The sequence below is a fragment of the Paenibacillus sinopodophylli genome (assembly GCF_005930355.1).
Taxonomy (GTDB): Bacteria; Bacillota; Bacilli; order Paenibacillales; family Paenibacillaceae; genus Pristimantibacillus; species Pristimantibacillus sinopodophylli.
The window spans coordinates 2,015,849-2,036,582 of the sequence record NZ_VDBO01000001.1; the positions used below are offsets into that span (position 1 = coordinate 2,015,849).

21 protein-coding genes are annotated in these 20,734 nt (G+C 47.3%); 2 read left to right on the top strand and 19 right to left on the bottom strand.

What is annotated here, in order from left to right:
• Positions 1-48: 48 nt before the first annotated feature.
• The 4 genes from FGT79_RS08890 to FGT79_RS08905 form a co-directional block, all read right to left on the bottom strand.
• On the bottom strand, positions 49-777 hold the full coding sequence (locus FGT79_RS08890) for an MOSC domain-containing protein (RefSeq protein WP_246096228.1): 729 nt from the start codon (positions 775-777) through the stop codon (positions 49-51).
• A gap of 171 nt (positions 778-948) precedes the next feature.
• The gene (locus tag FGT79_RS08895) at positions 949-1,509 is read right to left on the bottom strand and encodes a hypothetical protein (protein WP_138752326.1); all 561 of its coding nucleotides are present in this window, start codon (positions 1,507-1,509) and stop codon (positions 949-951) included.
• A 200-nt stretch (positions 1,510-1,709) separates the two neighbouring features.
• Positions 1,710-2,879: a GGDEF domain-containing protein gene (locus FGT79_RS08900; RefSeq protein WP_171056141.1), complete on the bottom strand. Its 1,170-nt coding sequence runs from the start codon at positions 2,877-2,879 to the stop codon at positions 1,710-1,712.
• Positions 2,880-2,973: 94 nt separating this feature from the next.
• Positions 2,974-4,233: an MFS transporter gene (locus FGT79_RS08905; RefSeq protein ID WP_138752328.1), complete on the bottom strand. Its 1,260-nt coding sequence runs from the start codon at positions 4,231-4,233 to the stop codon at positions 2,974-2,976.
• Between the two features lie 265 nt (positions 4,234-4,498).
• On the opposite strand from FGT79_RS08905, the gene FGT79_RS08910 reads away from it, so the two are divergent.
• Positions 4,499-4,888 (top strand): hypothetical protein, encoded by a 390-nt coding sequence (locus FGT79_RS08910; RefSeq protein WP_138752329.1) that lies wholly within the window; start codon positions 4,499-4,501, stop codon positions 4,886-4,888.
• Positions 4,889-5,283: 395 nt separating this feature from the next.
• Positions 5,284-5,898: a 3'-5' exonuclease gene (locus FGT79_RS08915; RefSeq protein WP_138752330.1), complete on the top strand. Its 615-nt coding sequence runs from the start codon at positions 5,284-5,286 to the stop codon at positions 5,896-5,898.
• On the opposite strand, the gene melA is transcribed toward FGT79_RS08915, so the two are convergent.
• From melA to FGT79_RS31825, 15 genes are all read right to left on the bottom strand, one after another.
• A complete protein-coding gene (melA, locus tag FGT79_RS08920; RefSeq protein WP_138752331.1) occupies positions 5,895-7,391 on the bottom strand; it encodes an alpha-glucosidase/alpha-galactosidase in 1,497 nt (498 codons plus the stop codon). The genes FGT79_RS08915 and melA overlap by 4 nt on opposite strands.
• A 128-nt stretch (positions 7,392-7,519) precedes the next feature.
• Positions 7,520-8,434 carry an AraC family transcriptional regulator gene (locus FGT79_RS08925; RefSeq protein WP_138753003.1) on the bottom strand — a complete coding sequence of 305 codons (915 nt, stop codon included), beginning with the start codon at positions 8,432-8,434 and terminating at the stop codon, positions 7,520-7,522.
• Positions 8,435-8,466: 32 nt separating this feature from the next.
• Positions 8,467-9,189, bottom strand: a complete 723-nt coding sequence (locus FGT79_RS08930; RefSeq protein ID WP_138752332.1) for a nucleoside phosphorylase — start codon at positions 9,187-9,189, stop codon at positions 8,467-8,469.
• A gap of 4 nt (positions 9,190-9,193) precedes the next feature.
• Entirely contained in the window at positions 9,194-9,868 is a 675-nt protein-coding gene (locus tag FGT79_RS08935) for a sulfite oxidase-like oxidoreductase (protein ID WP_138753004.1), read from the bottom strand.
• Between the two features lie 18 nt (positions 9,869-9,886).
• Entirely contained in the window at positions 9,887-10,810 is a 924-nt protein-coding gene (locus FGT79_RS08940) for an ABC transporter permease (RefSeq protein WP_138752333.1), read from the bottom strand.
• A gap of 1 nt (position 10,811) precedes the next feature.
• Complete coding sequence (locus tag FGT79_RS08945) at positions 10,812-11,861, bottom strand: ABC transporter permease (RefSeq protein WP_138752334.1); 1,050 nt, start codon at positions 11,859-11,861, stop codon at positions 10,812-10,814.
• The gene (locus FGT79_RS08950) at positions 11,854-13,353 is read right to left on the bottom strand and encodes an ABC transporter ATP-binding protein (RefSeq protein WP_138752335.1); all 1,500 of its coding nucleotides are present in this window, start codon (positions 13,351-13,353) and stop codon (positions 11,854-11,856) included. The genes FGT79_RS08945 and FGT79_RS08950 overlap by 8 nt, the downstream gene beginning before the upstream one ends.
• 174 nt (positions 13,354-13,527) lie before the next feature.
• The gene (locus tag FGT79_RS08955) at positions 13,528-14,583 is read right to left on the bottom strand and encodes a BMP family lipoprotein (protein ID WP_138752336.1); all 1,056 of its coding nucleotides are present in this window, start codon (positions 14,581-14,583) and stop codon (positions 13,528-13,530) included.
• A gap of 145 nt (positions 14,584-14,728) precedes the next feature.
• The gene (locus FGT79_RS08960) at positions 14,729-15,187 is read right to left on the bottom strand and encodes a MarR family winged helix-turn-helix transcriptional regulator (protein ID WP_138752337.1); all 459 of its coding nucleotides are present in this window, start codon (positions 15,185-15,187) and stop codon (positions 14,729-14,731) included.
• A gap of 225 nt (positions 15,188-15,412) precedes the next feature.
• Positions 15,413-16,297 carry an urease accessory protein UreD gene (locus FGT79_RS08965; RefSeq protein ID WP_138752338.1) on the bottom strand — a complete coding sequence of 295 codons (885 nt, stop codon included), beginning with the start codon at positions 16,295-16,297 and terminating at the stop codon, positions 15,413-15,415.
• The gene (gene ureG / locus FGT79_RS08970; protein WP_138752339.1) at positions 16,298-17,026 is read right to left on the bottom strand and encodes an urease accessory protein UreG; all 729 of its coding nucleotides are present in this window, start codon (positions 17,024-17,026) and stop codon (positions 16,298-16,300) included.
• A gap of 32 nt (positions 17,027-17,058) precedes the next feature.
• Positions 17,059-17,751, bottom strand: coding sequence for an urease accessory protein UreF (locus FGT79_RS08975; RefSeq protein ID WP_246096229.1), 693 nt, complete (start codon positions 17,749-17,751; stop codon positions 17,059-17,061).
• A gap of 143 nt (positions 17,752-17,894) precedes the next feature.
• On the bottom strand, positions 17,895-19,610 hold the full coding sequence (gene ureC, locus FGT79_RS08980) for an urease subunit alpha (protein ID WP_138752340.1): 1,716 nt from the start codon (positions 19,608-19,610) through the stop codon (positions 17,895-17,897).
• Complete coding sequence (locus FGT79_RS31820; protein ID WP_138752341.1) at positions 19,594-19,974, bottom strand: urease subunit beta; 381 nt, start codon at positions 19,972-19,974, stop codon at positions 19,594-19,596. Before FGT79_RS31820 ends, ureC begins: the two co-directional genes overlap by 17 nt.
• A gap of 33 nt (positions 19,975-20,007) precedes the next feature.
• A complete protein-coding gene (locus FGT79_RS31825) occupies positions 20,008-20,313 on the bottom strand; it encodes an urease subunit gamma (protein WP_138752342.1) in 306 nt (101 codons plus the stop codon).
• Positions 20,314-20,734: the final 421 nt, after the last annotated feature.

Genomic DNA, 20,734 nt, shown 5'->3' on the forward strand with positions numbered 1-20,734 from the left:
TTGGCTAGCGATCTTTTTGTTCATTCAAAATAATAGGCTTCGGTAGCCTTAAGTCAACAGGCTTACCTGATCGCCGTTTTGAATAGCGCCTGTTTTGATGACCGATGCATAGACTCCGAAATTCAAATTCATCTCTTCATTAATTTTTCGCAGCAAAGAAGCATCGCGCTCAAGCGAATCAGGGTCTAGTGTTACCATCGAACAACGATCGCAATATTTATCAACCTGCAGTTCAGCACTGCCAATCGCAATCCGCCTCCCGATCCATTCCTTCTCGTCCAAAGCGCTATCGTCCACTTTCACAACTACATTTGCTCTAAAACGCCGTTCATCGAGTTCTTTACCCCATATTTGTTCGAGGCTTCTTAGACTTGTGCTCGTTATGATTAGAATACTGCCCTCATCCACTGCCTTCAGCTCAGGAGTATTTGTCTTATAGCTGCGTATCAGCATCTTCTTCTTCGAATGTTTCTGTACCTCTTCTAACAATGCTGCGTCCCAGCTAAACGTCTTTCCCTCCGGCGAGGTTACTCGAATCTCTGGATGAACCATAGAAGCAGACTGTACATCATTGAGGGCTGCTTGGTAGGATAACATAGCTGGAATTTCTCTAGCCGTAAAAAAACTGTCCCAACCTTCTTTCGTTTCATCATAAAAGGCATAGCAGCGATCACCCGCTAACCCATAAATGTCAATTTCGCAGCTCTCCAGACTCTCTCCAGCAAATGACTTAACCGGATACCTGTTTATGGCGCTAATTTCACCAATCCTCGTCACAATATTTTCCTCCTTCGTCGAACATTGCCCGCGTGCGCTTAACCTAATAGTAATAACACATGCTTAAACTTAGTTTTCCCCACCTACAGTATGAACGCTATTTGCCCTCAATATGAGGAATTATCCTCTAATGTCCACGCACATGTTTGCATCATTCTCTGCGAAGTCAGGCTATTCATAGCCGCCTTCCGATTCGGGCATTTTTTTATATTCCTCTTTGCCCTCTACCATCTGCTGTACGAATTGGCGTAATTCAAGCAGCTGCTGTGTATCAGTCGTTCCGGCGCAGTACTTATCCGTCCATATCAACGTTTTTGTTTCGCCATTTATATTAATTTCCCATATGTCTTCGTTATAAGGCGACCGCTGGCAGCTTTGCTTCGCAGGCTCAAGTTCTTTCTCATCCATAATGTTAATTTCTTTCATTTTGTTATAGATGATGCGCAGCTCTTCCTTCGTAAACTTCATTGGCATAGTAGCCGTTCCATTAGCGATCAAATCCTTAGTTATCGTGCCTTGAAAGGTGTTAATTTCATTTTTGTTAACAGTGCCATAGCCGAATCGGACCATGAACTTAAATGTACTAGGCATTTCTTTTGGCATTTTGATTGTATGTTTAACCGTTTCTGTTCCGGCCTGCTCCATTTCCACGAGCGTATTCCCTGCATTTTCATTACTGCATCCTGCTATTATAAATAGAAAAACGAATAGGTAAAAGCTCATTCGTTTCATTCCATCGCCTCCCAAATATTACTGCGTCAAAATGTAGACGCAGATCGGTGATAGAAGTTGCAGTTTGGCTGTTTCAACACGTTAATATGGAGAATAAACTGTCGTTATATGGCTTTATTAACACGATATTCCTCATATTGCCGCTATTAACTCGAAAAAAAAAGACATTAGCGTTAATCGCTAATATCGATGAACCCCACTCACATTGCTGCTGCTTGAATGCGCGATGCAGCATTGCGTCCATTGTTCTTAGCCGCATACATCGCAGTATCACAATGCTTATAAATCGATTCAAGGTTGCTTTGCTCCGTAGGAATCAATGTCACGACGCCGAGACTGATAGACAGCGTGCCTTCCATCTCCAAGACAAAGACCTGCATCGTTGTCTGCCGGAAAACTTCAACCAGCCGATCCGCCTCATCCTCATCTGTCCTTGGCAGCAGAATAGCAAATTCATCTCCCCCATACCGGCTGAATGAATCCTCTTTCCTAAGAAGGGAACCAATATGCTTGGCTAGCTGTTGAAGCGCAGAATCACCAATATGATGTCCATACGTATCGTTAATCTGTTTGAAATGATCAATATCGAACAGTACTAATGAGAGCGGCTCACGTTTCGCGGCATGCTGTGCAATCATTCGACGGGATATTTCTTCAAACGTTCTCCTGTTTAGAACGCCAGTTAAATCATCATAATTAGCCAACCTGACAAGCTCTGTGTCAACTTGTTCCTTAAGCAGCAGCACGAAGCCTATATTGCCAATGAACATGATCAGAAACAGCGAAAGCAAGGTCAACGTTTGGAATATACCTGGTGTGTACATCCCGATCTGCATGTCAGATGATAGAGCTGCAATTGTCCTGCCAATCAGGGAGATAATTACCCAAACATATAACATCCCGATTATTTTCATTATATACGATGGATGCTTGGATCGTATCATGAAGTAAGCCGGAAAGATCATGAACAATATCATCACAATCGAAGCTGCTGCAATTCTTATATTTTCCTGATTGTAAAACAGTACGACGATGTGAAAGCCCATAATAGCTGCGACGGTCAGCGTGATATATAACCATTTCGCAGAGCGATCAAATCCCTGCTGCATCTTAAGCATCGCTGCCGTTTCTAATGAAGTCCCAATAAACAGTAAGGAATTGGATAATAATATGGTGAGTATGTCTGGAATACCACTACGCAGGAAGATCAATAACCAAGCCATCCCTTGAGTAAACTTGGCAACTAGAAACAGGCTTAAAATACGATCTTTCTTATGGGTACGCCAATAAGCACTAATAAGAATAACTGAAAACAAATGCCCTAATGCTATTAAAACCAAGACCGTCTTCATATCCAGTAGCAGGCTCACGCTCGGCACCAACTTATGCTGAAATTTACGTAATAATTCGATTATACAAGATGGCACATTATTTTTCATTTATTTTATTGCATTAACAATCCAATCATTTGCCACTCTCTGAACATTGATCCTCCTTGATCAAGAAAACCGAAACATATTGTAGAACAGCCATTGTGAAGAGAACGATTGGCATCCATGCGGATTCCAAATCTTTGGCAACAAAGATGAGCAGGGTTATCGATAGTACCCTTCCTATGTTTAAAAACAGCTCTCGCATCACAACAGATTCGACGCGAAGCTGGCCTTTGAGCGGAAGTGTGCCAATTAATCGGTAGTAATAGGAGGTCAGCGTATTAACAGCAAGTGGATTGCATATAGAGAACAAGATCATGAATATGGCAACAGACCAGAACTCCACTTGAATGAGCAGCAGCGCAGAACCTATAGCGACACCAGTCGTAGACAGCAGTACGTATTTGCGCACTTGCTCCTTTTGCGCTTTTCTTGAAATGACGTATCCAGTAGCAACGGTCAATGAAGAGAAGAACACACCGAGATAGCCTACCCAATCCTCACGGCCAACGGTTTGATACAACATAATGTTAGGTAAAAACAGCATAATGCCCTGGAATAGGCCAAGTACAAAAAAACTGAACAGCCCCTTCAACCACTTCCTGTTGCGGTTCATAACAATGCCCATAAACTTCAAATAGTAAGCTTTATGGTGAGATTGAATCATCGGAATGCGGAAGCTGACGATAGCAGCAATGAGAAACATGATAAACGCCATTGAAAATATAAACACATAACCCTGAAGTCCCTCACTGCGCTGAATAATGAACCCTGCAAGTGCAGGTCCAGCAAGCCCTGAGGCATTAAATACGATCATATTAATAGCGAGAAAACGTATTCGATTCGCTTCTGTAGACACATCGTATTGAATAACCAAATATCCCGTCCAATATAGCCCTGCCGCCACACCATTAAATATAGCGAACCCTATGTAATACTGTGCGACCTGCTCCTGTGCGATGACGACCATCAAATAAAAGATAGCAATCATAACGATGCCGAGACGATAAGTCACCATGCGATCCCGACGCTTCGCAATCCAGCCTCCGAGTGCGAATGCAGGCGGTGTAAGGATGAAGACGATAATGTTATAAATCCCGTTGACCATTAAATCCTGCGTAAGCCGCCACAAATACAAATTGAGAAATAAGCCTGACATAGACGCTCCGAATTGAAAGCAGCAATGAATGATGAGCGCTGTAACCGCATCCTTGCTGAGTCTGCTCTCCGCAGGAAGCGGCGTACCTTTCAAAAAGTTAAATCTGCTCCAAAATCTCGCACCATTGCGCATTTACTGCATCCCCCGTTGTACATCAACTGGATAATGATTCTTTCCATTCATTTTAGCACATCAAACAGAAACTCCGGCTTTGGAAGAAAGCGCTCTCGCAGTCAAAATTACGCCTAACCTTTGATATGGGGAGCTCAATGAATCATTTCCTTTGTTTTAGTGAATTGTTCGCAGGATTAAGCTAACAGACTTCACTTGAAATACTGGGCGTAAGCATTTCAATCATTTAAACTAGCGGGAAATACCAGATAGTGGGGATAGTATCATGAAAATCCGAATTGGACTTATTGTTCTCGTTGTCATTGCGATTGGAATTGCAGCTTATGTCTATAGAGCAGGTAGTGTAAAAATGCTCCTGCATAAGGAGGGATTCTCGCGTACAGACATTATTGCGGAAGAGGGCTACTCCGTGGATGCCTCGCGTTTAACAAAAGTGCTGCTTGGAGCTAATGAGAATGAGATGGGCATTGTTATCCTAGAACAAAATTCATTCGGACTATGGGATAATCAAAACAGTTATTTTGTTCTCGATAAACCGGACCGAAACCGCTATGCACTTGGAACCTTCACCATAATAAAGAATGGAGGAGCTGCTCTCTATACAGAAAAGCATTGGATTCTGATGAGCTGCAAGCATATCTGGAAGCACAGATAGAGCAAAGTACATAACTCACCGGTAAGCGAAAAGAGACTGAATTCGAAGTTGGCAGGCTGCCAAATCGAACCAGTCTCTTGTTTCATGTGCGGAATAAAAGGTTATTTGTCATTTTAGGCGAATATTTAATGGTAGTTTACAAGTTCAATCTAATGATCAGCACTTGATGTCATAAAGTTGCTTGAGCGGAGAGAAAGAGGGGGCTTGAGAAGCGGAGCGTTCGCCTTTGTTCCCAGATTTCAACCCCTTAGGGCGATGAATTCAGGAAATCTGGGAACAACAGCGTTCGGAAGCCCCCTCTTACTCGCAGCGATTATTCAGCTTCACGGGTCAAGCTCTGATTTCGCTTTTGAGCCAGATTATCTACCTTAATACTAGCAAAGTGGTGACCAACTATGACTGCACATTCCTATACCGTAATTGATTTTGAAACGAGCGGACTCGATCCGAAAAAAGACCGTGTTATTGAAATGGCAGCTATCCGCTGCGTTAACGGCGAAATCGCAAGTGAATTCAGCACATTGGTCCGCTATGACGGGAAGCTCTCTGCCAAAATAACCGAGCTGACTGGCATAACCGACGAAATGACGGCTACAGGAATGGATGAGGATACCGCATTCCGCATCTTGAACCGGATGCTTGGCGACCATGTTATTATTGCACATAATGCAGCCTTCGATCTTGGATTCCTGCACCATTCCTTGCTTCGCATCGCAGGGAGATCCTTTACGAACAACTTCATCGATACGCTGACGATCAGCCGGGCAAGGCATGTCTATCCGCATACATTGAAGGACATGTCCGACCGTTATGGCATACCGCTCATCGGCGGTCACCGGGCACTCAACGATGTCATTGCCTGCTGGGAAATATTCCGCAAGCTGGATGAGGAGCAGTCCGTCCAAGATTATTTGAACACGCTGGGCTACTTGAAGAAATACGGCCCGCCAGCTTGGAGCCCGCCCAGCGCGATCCTTGAACCAATGGAGCTGAAATACGCTCCTCGCTAAACCCGCTCCTTACCTTTGTCTGACTCGCCTGCGTTTTTATTCGCTGCGTCACGGTCCTGCTGCATTTCTTCAACCGTCTTCACTTTCAGGCGCGCTGCACCTGCGTAATCACGCGTAGGTAGCAGCGGGCCTTCTGTTTGACGTTTTTTAGCAGCCGCAATGGATTCCGTGTATTGCGGCAGCCACTGCTCCTGAGCCACAAGCATTTCATCGACCATTTGCCAAATTTCATTCGGATTGCAAACAGCGCCTACTAGCGGGTCCATCATGAAAGCTTGTCGCAGCAGCTTATCATCACCATGAATGGCTGCCTCAACAGCCAGCCGCTGAACGGATATGCTAACGTTGCATACCGCTGCCGCGCCAAGCGGCAGATCCCCAACTGTCGGCATCGAGATGCCGTTGCGGTCCACGTAGCCTGGAGCCTCAATAATCGCATCATTAGGCAGGTTAGCTATGATCCCGTTATTTTGGAGGTTGAAATGTCCGCGGTACACTCGTCCAGTCTCAAGTCCTTCTATAATGTAGGAACCATGCTCATGACTGCGAAGCTCGCTTTTGAACTCATTTGCCGGGTCTTTCATCCAGTTAGGGAAGTCTGTCTCGAACCAATTGCGCCCTTCCGTACATACGCGAAGATATCCGCCTGTTTCACCATTAATCCACGAGCTTAGATCGATCCAGTCATTAATTTCCTCCGGACGCTTACGGTACCAAGGCACATATTCGCTCAAGTGACCGTTCGATTCCGTGCTGTAATAACCAAATCTGCGCAGCATATCGATACGTACCTTCTCCGTGCGGCTAAAGTCCGGATGCTTCTCGAAGGCTTCTAGCAGCTTCCCGGTCAAATCCTCGCCGTTATGCTTGATTTGAATATACCAGGTTTGATGGTTAATGCCCGCACAAATAATATCAACTTCCTCTTGCTTGAGACCGAATGCCTCCGCAATCTGCCAATGCCCGCCTTGTACCCCGTGGCATAAGCCGATAGTCCGAACGCCGCCGTACTTGTTGCACGCCCATGTCATCATAGCCATCGGGTTCGCATAGTTAAGCAGAAGTACATCCTCTGCTGCAACCTCGCGAATATCGCGGCAAATGTTCATCATCTCAGCGATGCCGCGCTGTCCATACATAATGCCGCCTGCGCTAAGGGTGTCTCCTACGCATTGATCAACACCGTATTTGAGTGGAATATCTACATCTGTAGCAAATGCCTCAAGCCCGCCAACTCGAATTGTACAAATTACGTACTTCGCATCCTTTAGTGCTTCGCGGCGATCCGTTGTCGATTGAATCGTAATCGACAGTCCATTCTCATGAATATCACGCTGGCAAAGAGCCGTAACCATCTCCAGGTTATGCGCGTTAATATCGGTGAACGCAAGCTCAATGTTCTGAAACTCAGGAACAGCAAGCAAATCGCGCATTAGACCGCGTGTAAAACCGATTGATCCCGCACCAATGAAAGTTATTTTAAAAGCAGACATGCTAATCAGCCTCCGATTATCGTTTAATAGAGTCGTTATATCTCCTCTATATTGTAGCAACGATCCAAAGGAAGCGTTATCAATATTGTGACTTAATGTGCGAATCATTGTCAGAAATCGTCACTTTCCTATTCTATAATCTGTCCGCGCACATCTAATATTTGCGTGTCAAGCGCGTTCCGATAAGCAATAGGCGTCATCCCTGTATACTTCTTAAACATCGCGTGGAAATATTGTCTGCTCCCCACACCGACATAATCGCATATGTCCGCAATCGCGATTTCCGTTTCCCTCAGCAGCATCATCGCCTTGTCCATTCGCAGTGCGGTCAAATAGCCCGTAAGCGTGCTGCCAATCTGCGCCCTGAATATTCGGTGCAAATAACCAGGATGCAGATTCACTGATGCAGCGATGTCCTTCACTTGGATATCACGGTCATAGTTGTGATGCATATATTCAATCGCTTGCTTCACGTAGCGGTCAATAGGATTCGCGCCCTCTGAGCCTGCTTCATTATGAAGGCGCGCAATGGCAAGCAATAGCTGCGCGAACAGCAGCTCTGCTTTCATGTTGATGCTATTGCCTTTGCGATCCAGCTCAAGCACTAAGCTTTTTAGCACCTGATAGACTTCGCTCGGGTCACGCAGAAACAAATAAGAGGACGGCTCCGTGACTAATTGCGCCACCATTTCGTCCTCCAAAGCAAGCTGCCGTACAGAGGGAAACGCGGCATCGCGCTCCCTGAAATCAAATTCCACGTTCAACATCCGACATGGACCGCGTTCATCAACCGTCAACCGATGCGGAACATTGGCGTCCAATATGACGAAATCGCCTTTTTTCAGCGTCATTTCGCAGCCGATCACCGCAGCGCTTCCCTCGAACTCAATCGCGCAGCCCCCCGAAATCACATACATGATCTCAATCGAATCATGAGTATGGAAGGTCATCGAATAATTGGACCATTGCTTGAAATAGTAGGCAAATACATGTGGATGTAAATCCCCTACTGTCCATTCCTTCTTAAACAGCGTTCCGCTCATCATACGCTTCCCCCTTGCACAGCAACGATCTATTACGCAGATGCCAGCTTAACTACCGCGCTCAGAGCAGTATCAATCTCTCGCTCTACCGCCTTCGCTACAAGATCGGTATGCGGATCATATTCCCCAGCTAGATCAGCATCGGCATAGCCATCCAATGCCAGTATAGCACCGGCGCGAGCACCCCGCAGCGTAGCAATAATGTATAATGCTGCAATCTCCATCTCAACAGCGATCGCACCTGACTGCTTATAAGCCTTATGTGGAACTTCAACAACGCCTGAGAAGAATACATCCAGCGTTACGGTAATCCCCTTCTTCACGATGCCTTCGCTCTCAAGCGCTGATGCATACAAGGCCTCCGTAACCGCGCTGTCAGCAATCGCTGGGAACCCGGCCGGTACGAGCTGATGCGTCAAACCTTCGGCACGCACAGCCGCTGTGCTCACGACCAAGCTTCCTGCTGGATGATCAGCAGAATAAGAGCCCGCCGTCCCAACACGAATAAGTGTCTTTACTCCGCCGCGAATTAGCTCTTCGAAGCAAACTGCCGCTCCCGGTGAACCTACGCCATGGCTGACAACTGCCAGTCGCACGCCTTTGTATTCACCGACAAAAGTCCGATATTCACGTGCGAACGCGAGCTCTACGGCGTTATCTAGCTTCTGTGAAATAAGTTCCGCACGGCGCGGATCTCCGCATACAATAGCGTAAGCGGGCAAATCTTCTGGGTTAACCTGCAATATAGGCAGCATCTATTTAATCAAACTCCTTCTTCATCCATTCGCCCTCAGGCATTTCATTGTCATCACTGGTGAAGCGCTGTTCCTTGAAAGGATCTGCATAGTTATGGAAACCATTGCGCTCCCAGAATCCCTCGCGGTCTTCCTTCATAAATTCGATACCGGTAATCCACTTAGCGCTCTTCCAGAAATACAAATGCGGAACGAGCAGACGCATCGGCCAGCCATGCTTATCGGTTAGCGGCTCATTGTCGAAGCGGTGGGCAAGCAGCACATTATCATGCAGCAAATCCTCAAGCGGCACATTCGTATCGTAATCCTCATCCGCATGAATCATTACATACTTAGCTTCAGACTTTACACGAAGCAGGGCAAGCAAGTCCTTGAACTTAACGCCTTCCCATTCCGTATCTAGCTTGGACCATCTCGTCACGCAGTGAATATCGCACTGCGTTTTTGTCTGCTGGAGATTAAGCAGTTCCTCGAAGCTGAACGTACGCTCCTCTTCCACTTCTCCAAACACGCGAAGGGACCAGCTGTTTATGTCATAGACAGGCACGTCGCCTTCATGCAGAATCGGGAATCGCTCTGTCACCGTTTGACCAGGAGGCACCCGGTGGGCAACCTCTGGGGAAACCGCCGCTTGTTTGATACTTGATACTTTTTTAAGTCGCTCTGCTTTCTTATGCATCATATGCCTCCTCCTCTGCTACCTAGAGCTCTCGTTTGATTTGCGTGCTTCCTGCATATAGCCTTTATCCTTGAAAAATAACATCGCGAATATCGTCACAATGTATGGCAGCATCATCGTGAAATGAGTTGGAAGGGCAAAGCCCTGCAGCCTTATACTAAGTGCATCCATGAATCCGAATAACATGCTTGATGCCATAACACCAATTGGATTCGATTGTCCCAGCATTGTTGCAACCAAGGCAATAAAGCCCCGCCCTGATGTCATGCCCTCCGTAAACATCGTTACGTTGCCAAGCGACAGCTGCGCACCAGCAAGGCCGCATAACATCCCGCACATAAGCACTGCACCGTATTGTATTCTTGACACCTTAATGCCAAGACTTCTCGCCGCAGTTGGATTCTCACCAGAAGCAAGCAGCCGGAATCCCGACACCGTCTTGAACAGGAAGAACTGCAGGGCAATAACGAGCACAATGGATAAATAAACGAGCGGTGAATGACCCGATAGTACATCGCCAAGCCATGGTATATCCTTCAGCAGTGGAATATCCCACTTCGGCAAGCCTACCATATCCTTGTTGTAGTATGCGCCCTTTACGTCAAAAATCGCACGCAAGGAGAAGGTAGTCAAACCTAACGCCAGAAAGTTGAGTGCAATCCCGACTACGATAACGTTCGCTTTCAGTTGAATACTCATATATCCGAAGATAATCGAGAATAAAAGGGAACATAAAACGGCAAACAGCACTGCAGCAAAGACGTTACCAGTAAAGTGGTTGCCCACAATTGCAGAGAAAGCGCCGATCAGCACCAAGCCCTCAAGACCGACATTGAACAAGCCTACACGGGCACATAGCGCACCGCCAAGTGCAGCAAGCAGAATCGGGGTAACCATCCGAAGTGTCGAGGCATATAAAGTGGCGTCCAATAAAAAATCCATCTTATGACCTCGCCTTCCTGCGTTTAATAAACGAATACGTAAATTTGGCTGATACGAATAAGATAAGCACTGCCTGGATAATGCTCGATACTTCAAGCGGAACATCCGTATTGCGCTCCATGCCCATGCCGCCAGTCTGCAGCGCGGCTATGAGGATTGCCGCTACGGCGGTTCCGAGCGGATGCGATCCGGCTAGCAAAGTGGCCATGATGCCAGACCAAGCATAGCCTGGTGTTGTTAACGCACCATCCAAGTAACGATACTGAGTACCAAGCACCTCGACAGAACCCGCAAGCCCTGCAAAACCACCGCTGACGAACATGCTGATAAGCATCATTTTCCCACGCTGCACACCACCATAGCTTGCGAACAACGGATTTCCGCCCAGCATACGAATCTCATATCCCTTTACCGTATAGCGCATGAACAAGAAGAGTAGAATCGCTCCTGCTGCTGCAAGAATAAATCCTGCATGCAAGCTCATCCCCTTGAACAGCTTAGGCAACCATACGCTTGGATCAAGCATAACCGTTTGCGCCATCGCTGCAGAGCCCGTACGATCCTTCAGTGGATAAGAAACCATATAACCGGCGAATAGTGTAGCAATGTAATTCAGCAATAGTGTCGTGATTAATAAATTCATTCGGAATCTGGCGTCCAGCCAGCCAGCAAAGGCTGACCAAATACCTCCAGCTATAACACCGGCTATAATAGCAGCTATAAGCTTAACCATACCTGAGCCCGGCAAGTAAATGGCAGTTACCGCAGCGCTCAATGCACCTAGAACCATCTGTCCTTCCGAGCCCATATTGAAGAATCCTGCTCGGAACGCAAGAGCCACACCAAGTCCGATCAATATAATCGGCGTTGCACGGCTTAACGTGTTGGTAAAAAAGTAAAAGCTTCCGAATGCGCCCTTCCACATTTCAGCATAAGTTTCTGTTACGGAGCCGCCAACGATTGCGATAGCTATAGCTCCTGCTGCCAAGGCGACAATGACAGCCAATAGCGGCTGCAGCAGCGAGCGTCCGAATTGTATCAGCTTATCCAACTGCCGTTCCTCCTGCCATTAATAAACTAATCTGTTCCTCTGTAGCCGTTTCTGCATCGAGCTCGCCCACTATCCGACCTTCATACATAACCAAAATTCGGTCAGACAGCTTTAAAATCTCAGTGAGCTCCGAGGATACGAGCAGAATCGCTCCTTTTTCATCCCTTTTTTTCAGCAGCTCGCCATGAATGATTTCCATAGCACCTACATCGACGCCGCGTGTAGGCTCGGCAGCGATAAGAAACGGTGTTTGCTGGGCAAGCTCCCTCGCGACGATAAGCTTCTGCAGGTTACCGCCAGACAAGTATTGCGCCTTCGTCGATAACGATCCCGTTTTGATGCCGAACCGTGATACCCACTCGCTCACCATTCCCCGAATGCCCGCTCCATCCAATATCCCGAACTTCTGATGCCTGTCTGCATGACCCATCAGTCCGTTTTCTGTAACGGTTGCATCCTTTGCGACGCCCCACTGGTATCGGTCTTCCGGTATATGAGCAAGTCCCCGCTCGCGAATCGCACCTACAGGCGCACCCGTTACATCTTGTCCCAGCAGCTTAATCTGACCGCTATCCGGCTTCATAAGGCCAGCTATCGCTTGAATTAGCTCCGATTGGCCATTCCCCGAGATGCCAGCTATACCCACGATTTCACCTTCATCAACATGGAGGCTGAGATTCTTTAGTATCGGCTTTGTTTTGGAGCCGTTGATCGATACGTCAGCAACCTCTAGCACCTGCTTGCCTCTGCTAGTCTCGTTTCGTGATATATGTATCAAATCCCGGCCAACCATCAGCCGAGATAATTGTTCCGCATTTGTGTCCTTTGCATCTACCGTTCCGGTAACCTTTCCGTCACGGAGCACCGTAACCCGGTCTGCAACCTCCATAATTTCCTGCAGCTTATGGCTGATCAGTATAAAGCTCTTTCCTTGCGCGGCTAATCCTTTGATTGCGACCAGCAGCTCTTTCACTTCAAGCGGAGTGAGCACTCCTGTCGGCTCATCGAGTATAATAACCTCAGCGCCTTGATATAGCACCTTCAATATTTCAACCCGCTGCTGCATGCCGAGCGAACAATCAGCGACCTTCTTCCATGGATCAACGGGCATGCCGTACTGCTTGCCTATCCGTGCTGTTTCAGCAGCCGCCGCTTTGCGGTCAAAGCCTACTGCTTTGGCAGGCTCTCGCCCGATCACGATATTCTCCGCAATCGTAAATGTTGGAAATAGCATGAAATGCTGGTGGACCATGCCGATTTTATGTTTAATTGCATCGGCAGGACTGGCAAACGAAACCGACTTACCATCAAGAAGAATCTCGCCGCTTGACGGGCTTTCCATTCCATATAATATGCGCATCAGTGTTGTCTTTCCCGCCCCATTTTCTCCTACTAAGGCATGAATCTCTCCCCGTTTCAGTGAAAACTGAACATTGCTATTTGCGGTTACGCTCCCATACGATTTCGTAATGCTGTCCATTTGCAGCAACATGTTCATGCTCCTCCCTTTCCACTTCATAACCATTTCATTCCGAGAAATATAGAGAAAGGATGGCGAAATCATATACTTTCCTATATTTTAAACAAAAAAAACCACTTCCTCCGCGCAGGAGGAAGCTTCCAAGCAACAAGCAAGCCGGCTGCATAGTAGCAGCCGGCCTATATGCTATTGTGTGAGCGGGTTAACGACTACGATTTTACCTGATTTAATATCTTCAGCGATTGCTTTCACTTTATCTACATTTTCTTGGCCGATGAATGGGCTAAGTGCAGATGTGCTGTCTTTCGTTACAAAAGTAAGACCTACGCCGTCTTCTTTCAAGCCGTAGTCTGCAACGCCTGGTGCGAAAGTTCCTTCTACGAAGCTTTTAACCGTTTCGTATGCAACTGCATCCGTACCTTTCAATTGCGAAAGCACGATATGTTCTGGATCTTCTTCTGTACGGTCTGTATCTTGTCCGGAAGTGAAGAAGCCTTTTTCCTTCGCTGCTTCGAATACGCCGTTATCGCCTACAGCAGCCATACCTGCGATGAAGTCAGCACCTTTTGATTGTTGAAGCAATGCAAGTTCTTTCCCTTTAACAGGGTCCCCGAAGCTTCCTACGTAGTTAATCAAGAACTGTGCATCTGGATTTGTGCTTTTCAAGCCTTGCTCGAAGCCTGAAGTATATTTGCTAAGCAGTGGCGCGTCCATTGCAACAACAGCGCCTACGATGTTTGTTTTTGTGGATAGACCAGCAAGTGCGCCCATTAGATAAGAAGCTTCATGCTCGCGGAAGTTAACGCTGCGAACATTCGGAAGGTCTACAACGGTATCGATAACCGCGAACGACTTGTCCGGATTTTCAGCAGCCACTTTTTTCAATGCATCCTCAGCTTGGAAAGTAGCTGTAATAATCAAGTCATAATCTTCAGCTACTGTAGCACGAAGATTTTGTTCGAAGCCTGCAGGGTCAGTAGATTCGATTGTTTTAACATCAGCACCGAATTCCTCGCCAGCTTTTTTGAAGCCTTCATCCATCAAAACAAAAAATTTGTTTACGCCGATTTTTTCAGGCAGTACAAGCGCGATTTTTTTCTTCTCCACTTTGTCGCCACTTGTGTTATTCGTCGCTGCGCTGTTGTTCGCTGCGTTTCCTGCATCATTTTTGTTTGATCCGCAAGCTGCTACAATGGCAACCATTAGAAACAAAGATAAAGCTACTGCAAAAACCTTTTTCATTGTAATCTCCCCTAAGCCATTAGATGTATTAATTCCTCTTAATCCTAGTTGGATTATCGGAATTTGTCAACCTTTTTCGTTTCGACAAATTTCTTGTTTATTCTACACTAATTTGCCGTATATTAATAATGAATTATGACAATAGTCACGAATTTGTAACATCCGATTCCATATTTCTACTCATGCATTCAAAAAGCTGGACACCTTTCTCCATATCCGCGTCGGACATGCCATCAAAAAGCTTATGCATCATTTTGGAACGCGTCATTTCAATAAAATTAACGATGTTTAAGCCTTCCTCTGTGATTTCAAGCATAACCACTCGGCGATCCTTCTCGCCACGTTCCCGCTTCACATAACCAAGCTCGATTAGACGGTCGGCAATTCCGGTAACACCGCCGCTCGTTATCAATAGCTGTTCCGCCATTGCAGATGCCTTCTGTGCACCGGATTGCGCAAGAATGATAAGCATTCTGCCATGGGTCATCCCGAGGCCATGTACATTGTAAGTGTTCCATTCCGTATTGATCTGCCTGCGAACTTGACGGAAGGATTCGTCCAGCTTCATCATTAATTCAAGACGTTCCGCGCTTGATGCTTCCAATCGATCACCAACCTATTCTCTATTTCATAGCCACTCCACTCCCCACATTATAACGTTCCTTTATCAGATTAACTATATGAGATTATAGATAAACTGACAGCTTCAGTCCCTTGAGGAAACTAGCACATATATTCAACCCTTGAATGGATTCATGCCAAAAAGCCAGCCAACATGCAGTCGACTGACAATGAGGCCTTGTATTCTGACGATTCCAAAACCAAAACTTTACGGTTGCTGCAGAAAGCGCAGCGGCGGCCGCTCCAACAGCGCATAGCGGACAGTCTCCCACAGCTCACGCATAAGCTGCTGGAGCGGCCAAGCCGCGGTTGACAGCGCAGATACAACAATCCCATAGTGATGCGTCATAGACGCCCCAGAGACGATCCTGTGCCCTTCGGGCGAAACAATACGATCAAGCTTCTGCTGGATCAACTCAAGATGTGAGCGGTCTACGCGATCAGAAAACACATAAAAAGTGGCAGAGTGGCTCATCTCCTCCCAGCAGCCTGGCGCCGTAATCGCATGATTCGCGGGATCAATCTGCTGTCGCTGGAAGAAGATAAGCTCACCCTCATAATGAATGGAAAGCTCATTGCGATAAGAGCGGTAATCAAATCGCTCCCCTCGCATGGTACGCCCAGGACACAATACTTCCCCCTGTATCCATACAGAGCCTTGCTGCATCTCCACGCGAGTCTCATTCCGGAATGCAGCATCCTTATAGAGCATGACCGGTTCCGGCATATGCTCTACAACCGCATTCGGTGCAAGGACAAATTGCTGCAGCATCGAAGAATCCTCCGCCACTTTGCTCGGATGCACTTTCGTGTAGGATTGATTCGTAATCATAACATGAGAATCGTCGCCGCAAGTCCATAGCAGCTCATAACGATCACCGCTAAGCAGTCCCGGAGACACATCCATCACAATAATGCCAAGCTGCCCATCAAGCGGGAACGCTTTAGCGATCTTAATCGGAGCCGTATGAAACTTGTTGTCAACAATCGTTAGGCCTTGGCGGCTCGTGAATGCAGCCCGAAGCACTGATGTTCTTTTTACCTGCTCACCTTCCTTACTGCCAGCCCAGCTCTTCTGCTTAGCTCCCTCCATTTATGTCGCTGTATGGCGCTGCTCAGCAGGTATGCTGGTTAATTGAACCACATGGGAATGCTCAGTCCCACGGGCGTGTGCGACCTCATGTGTCAGCCAGTTCACAATTTCTTCAACACCGTCACCGCCGAACAGATTGGAGAATACGAACGGACGGTCACCGCGCATCCTCAGTGTATCTTTCTTCATCACTTCAAGGCTCGCCCCTACATAAGGAGCCAGATCGATTTTGTTAATGACAAGCAAGTCAGAGCGCATAATACCAGGACCGCCTTTACGCGGAATCTTCTCACCTTGTGCAACGTCGATAATATAAATAAACCGATCCACAAGCTCAGGGCTGAACGCTGCTGCAAGATTATCGCCGCCGCTCTCAATAAAGATTAGATCCAAATGATCGAACCGCTGTTCCAGCTCCTCAATGGCTTCGAAATTCATTGAAGCATCCTCGCGGATAGCTGTATGAGGGCATCCGCCCGTCTCAACACCAATAATGCGTTCCTCAGGAAGCACACCTGTGTTGAACAAAATTTTCGCATCTTCTTTTGTATAAATATCATTCGTAATAACAGCAACGCTGTACTTCAAGTGAAGCTCACGTGTCAGCCGCTCTACCAGCGCCGTCTTGCCAGAGCCTACTGGTCCGCCAATTCCGATTCGAATTGGTCTCGAAGCGTCAATCGCCGGGCTTTCCCATTCTTGATGCGTATGTCCTTGTCCTTGGCACATTGTACATTCCTCCATTTGTATGTTCTTCATCTCTAAGACATAAATAAACGTGAATACAATCGCTCATGCCTCATCATTGCAAGCTCTGCCATCGGCATATTCGAATAAGCCTCCTCTGGCGCAAGCCCCTCCGCAATCCTCATCGCTTCCTCCGTTAACGGAGTGAGTTTCGCGATAAGGAACTGGCCTTCTGTTTGTCCCATTGACATAAGCCGCAGTGCGCTATTGATGCAAGTAACGATGCAAGTATAGAAATAACCTTGTATCGCCCGCTCTTCAGATATGCCGAGCTGCCAGCAAGCATAGCCATGCGATAGTGGATGAGAAGCGAAGCAGCTTCCAGCCCGCATTGCGTCCGACAGCGGCGCCCAGTCCAGCTGTGGATGGATGGCTGATGCAAGCTGCAAGAGTCTCCGTCCCATTTTCTCCACACCGCTGCGGGTTTCTGATGCAACCCGCTGCAGATGAACGAGCCGTTCAACTGACCACAGCCTCTCCCATTCCGCAACCGGGGCATCGCGATATACCGCTTTAATGACCATTGCATCCGAGCTTGCCCAGCTTTGCAGCAGCATGGCAGCAGCATAGGCATACAACTGTCCCGATCTATTCATTCTTCCATCTTGAACCATCGATTCGAGTCCGAACGAATGTGAGAAGCCCCCAATTGGCAAGGCGGAGTCCAGCAACTGCTGCATAGCCAGCCATCTTACGTTATCGTTCATATAAGGCAGCCCCTTCCAGCCTCCAAGACGTTCGACTCTCTCCCAAGGTGAAACGGCTTTCGCCATTCTTTGGCGGCGCAGCGCGTTTCAGCCCGAGAAATATAAGCCCTTTATAAGCCGAAAAACTTATAAACTCTTATATTTTAAAAAAGAAAATATCGCTGTGCCATTGGCAGCACTTCGGCTGGCTCGCACGTAATATGCTCACCATCCACCATTACGTGATAGGTTTCTGCATCTACTTCCAACTTAGGTGTCTCATAATTGTGGATCATGTCCTTCTTCGTCACCGTACGGCAGCCTTTCACTGGTTCAATGCGCTTCTGAAGTCCTAGCTCCTCAGCAATTCCCCGCTCATATGCTGCTTGAGATACGAACGTGATTGAGCTATTGAACACCAGCTTGCCGAAAGATGCGAACATCGGTCTGCCGAACACCGGCTGCGGCGTCGGAATCGACGCATTCGGATCGCCCATCTGTGCAAAAGCTATGCTGCCGCCCTTCAGCACCATGTCTGGCTTAACGCCGAAGAACATCGGGCTCCAGATAACAAGATCAGCGAATTTCCCCGCTTCAAGCGAACCTACCAAGTGGGAAACGCCATGCGTAATTGCCGGATTAATCGTGTACTTCGCGATATAACGCTTGATACGGAAATTATCGTTTTGCTCCGTGTCTGGAAGCAGCGGCCCTCTTTGATTTTTCATTTTGTCAGCAGTCTGCCAAGTACGGATAATAACCTCGCCAACACGACCCATCGCCTGCGAGTCAGAGCTGATCATGCTAAATACGCCCATGTCGTGCAATATATCCTCGGCAGCAATCGTCTCCGGTCTAATCCGCGAGTCAGCAAAAGCCACGTCCTCTGGTATGCTGCTGTCCAGATGATGGCAAACCATCAGCATATCCAAGTGCTCCTCGATTGTATTTATCGTGAACGGTCTCGTCGGATTAGTGGATGAAGGCAGCACATTCAGCTCGCCTGCTGCGATAATAATATCGGGAGCATGCCCCCCGCCTGCACCTTCCGTATGATAGGTATGAATGGTTCTGCCGCCAATTGCAGCCAAAGTATCCTCAACGAACCCCGCTTCGTTTAACGTGTCGCTATGAATGGCAACCTGAACATCATATTGATCCGCAGCCTGCAGGCAAGCATCAATCGCGGCTGGCGTTGTACCCCAGTCCTCATGCAGCTTGAGTCCAATTGCACCAGCTTCAATCTGTTCAATAAGCGGAGCCGTGAACGAGGCGTTGCCTTTGCCCGTGTAGCCAATGTTCATCGGAAAATGCTCAGCCGCCTCCAGCATCCTGCGCATATGCCAAGCTCCTGGCGTAACCGTCGTTGCATTAGTACCTGTAGCCGGGCCCGTGCCGCCGCCGATCATCGTCGTAACACCGGAGGATAACGCCGTCTCAATCTGTTGCGGACAGATGAAGTGGATATGTGAATCAATCGCCCCTGCAGTTACGATTTTCCCTTCGCCCGCTATGACCTCTGTGCTTGCACCGACAATCATATTGGGGTGAACACCATCCATAATATCGGGATTCCCCGCTTTCCCAATGCCGACGATAAACCCGTCTTTAATGCCAATATCCGCTTTCACGATGCCTGAATGATCAATAATGACTGCATTCGTAATGAGCGTGTCGAGCACGCCTTCATCGCGCAGCGCACCGCTCGATTGCCCCATTCCATCGCGGATGACCTTACCCCCGCCGAACTTGCATTCATCGCCATAAACCGTGTAATCATGCTCTATCTCCGCCCAAAGCTCCGTATCTGCAAGCCTAACGGCATCTCCTGTAGTCGGTCCGAACATCGCTGCATAGCTTCGCCTATCCATTCTCGTCATGCTTCGTCCCCTCCCACGTCTTCAGACGCTCACGCACAGCTTCAGACATCGCGCCTTGCTCGGCCTTCCCTTGACTAAGGCTATTCAATCCGTAAGAGAGCTTCGCACCGCCAAGCTCAACAACCGTTACCGGCTTTTCCTCACCCGGCTCAAACCGAACCGCTGTACCTGCAGCAATATGCAATCTCATGCCGAAGGCAGCTTCACGATCGAATGTTAAAGCACGATTCACTTCAAAAAAATGAAAATGAGAGCCCACTTGTACAGGACGGTCGCCAGTATTCACGACAATAAGCTGTTTCGTAAGTCGGCCGGCATTCAACACAATTTCACCTTGAGCCGTTCGATACTCTCCTGGAATCATATAGGCATGCTCCTCTCTTTCTTGTATGTATCGTTAGCCAGTAATTGGATCATGTATAGTCACAAGCTTCGTCCCGTCAGGAAAAGTAGCTTCCACCTGAACTTCATGAATCATTTGCGGAATACCGGGCATCACTTGCTCTGCTTTCAAAATTTGCGTTCCATATTCCATAAGGGCTGCAACGGTCATCCCATCGCGTGCGCCTTCCATAATCTCAGATGTAATTAGCGCTACACTCTCAGGATAATTAAGCTTTACGCCGCGATTCATCCGCCTTCTTGCCAAATCAGCCGCAATCGTAATCAGCAGTTTTTCTTTTTCACGTTCAGTCAACTGCATTTCATCACCTCTTCAACCATAATAATTCCATTATAGACAGCTATTAATAGTTAGTAAATCATCTCACGTTAGTTTTTGTGACATAGATTCGAAATAATTCAGAAATTCCGTCAGTATACCTATTTAAATTAAACATCATATTTACACTATTATTCTTATGTTAATAATCGACATTATTCGACGTAATTCGATTCACTGCCAACTCTTGCGGTTAAGCTTCCCCTAAATACCTCACTTTCTCCGTATGCAAGCGCTCAAACTCGTGAATCTTGTGCTCGAATTCGTCAATTCTTACACCACTTTCCATAAAATAATGCCCTCTCCGTGCTTCGCATAGTCCTTGTCATTGACTCCTTTGAGCATACTAAACAGGAATAACCCAAGGCATGGTCCCAAACTTTCGTACCATTTCACAATGTTT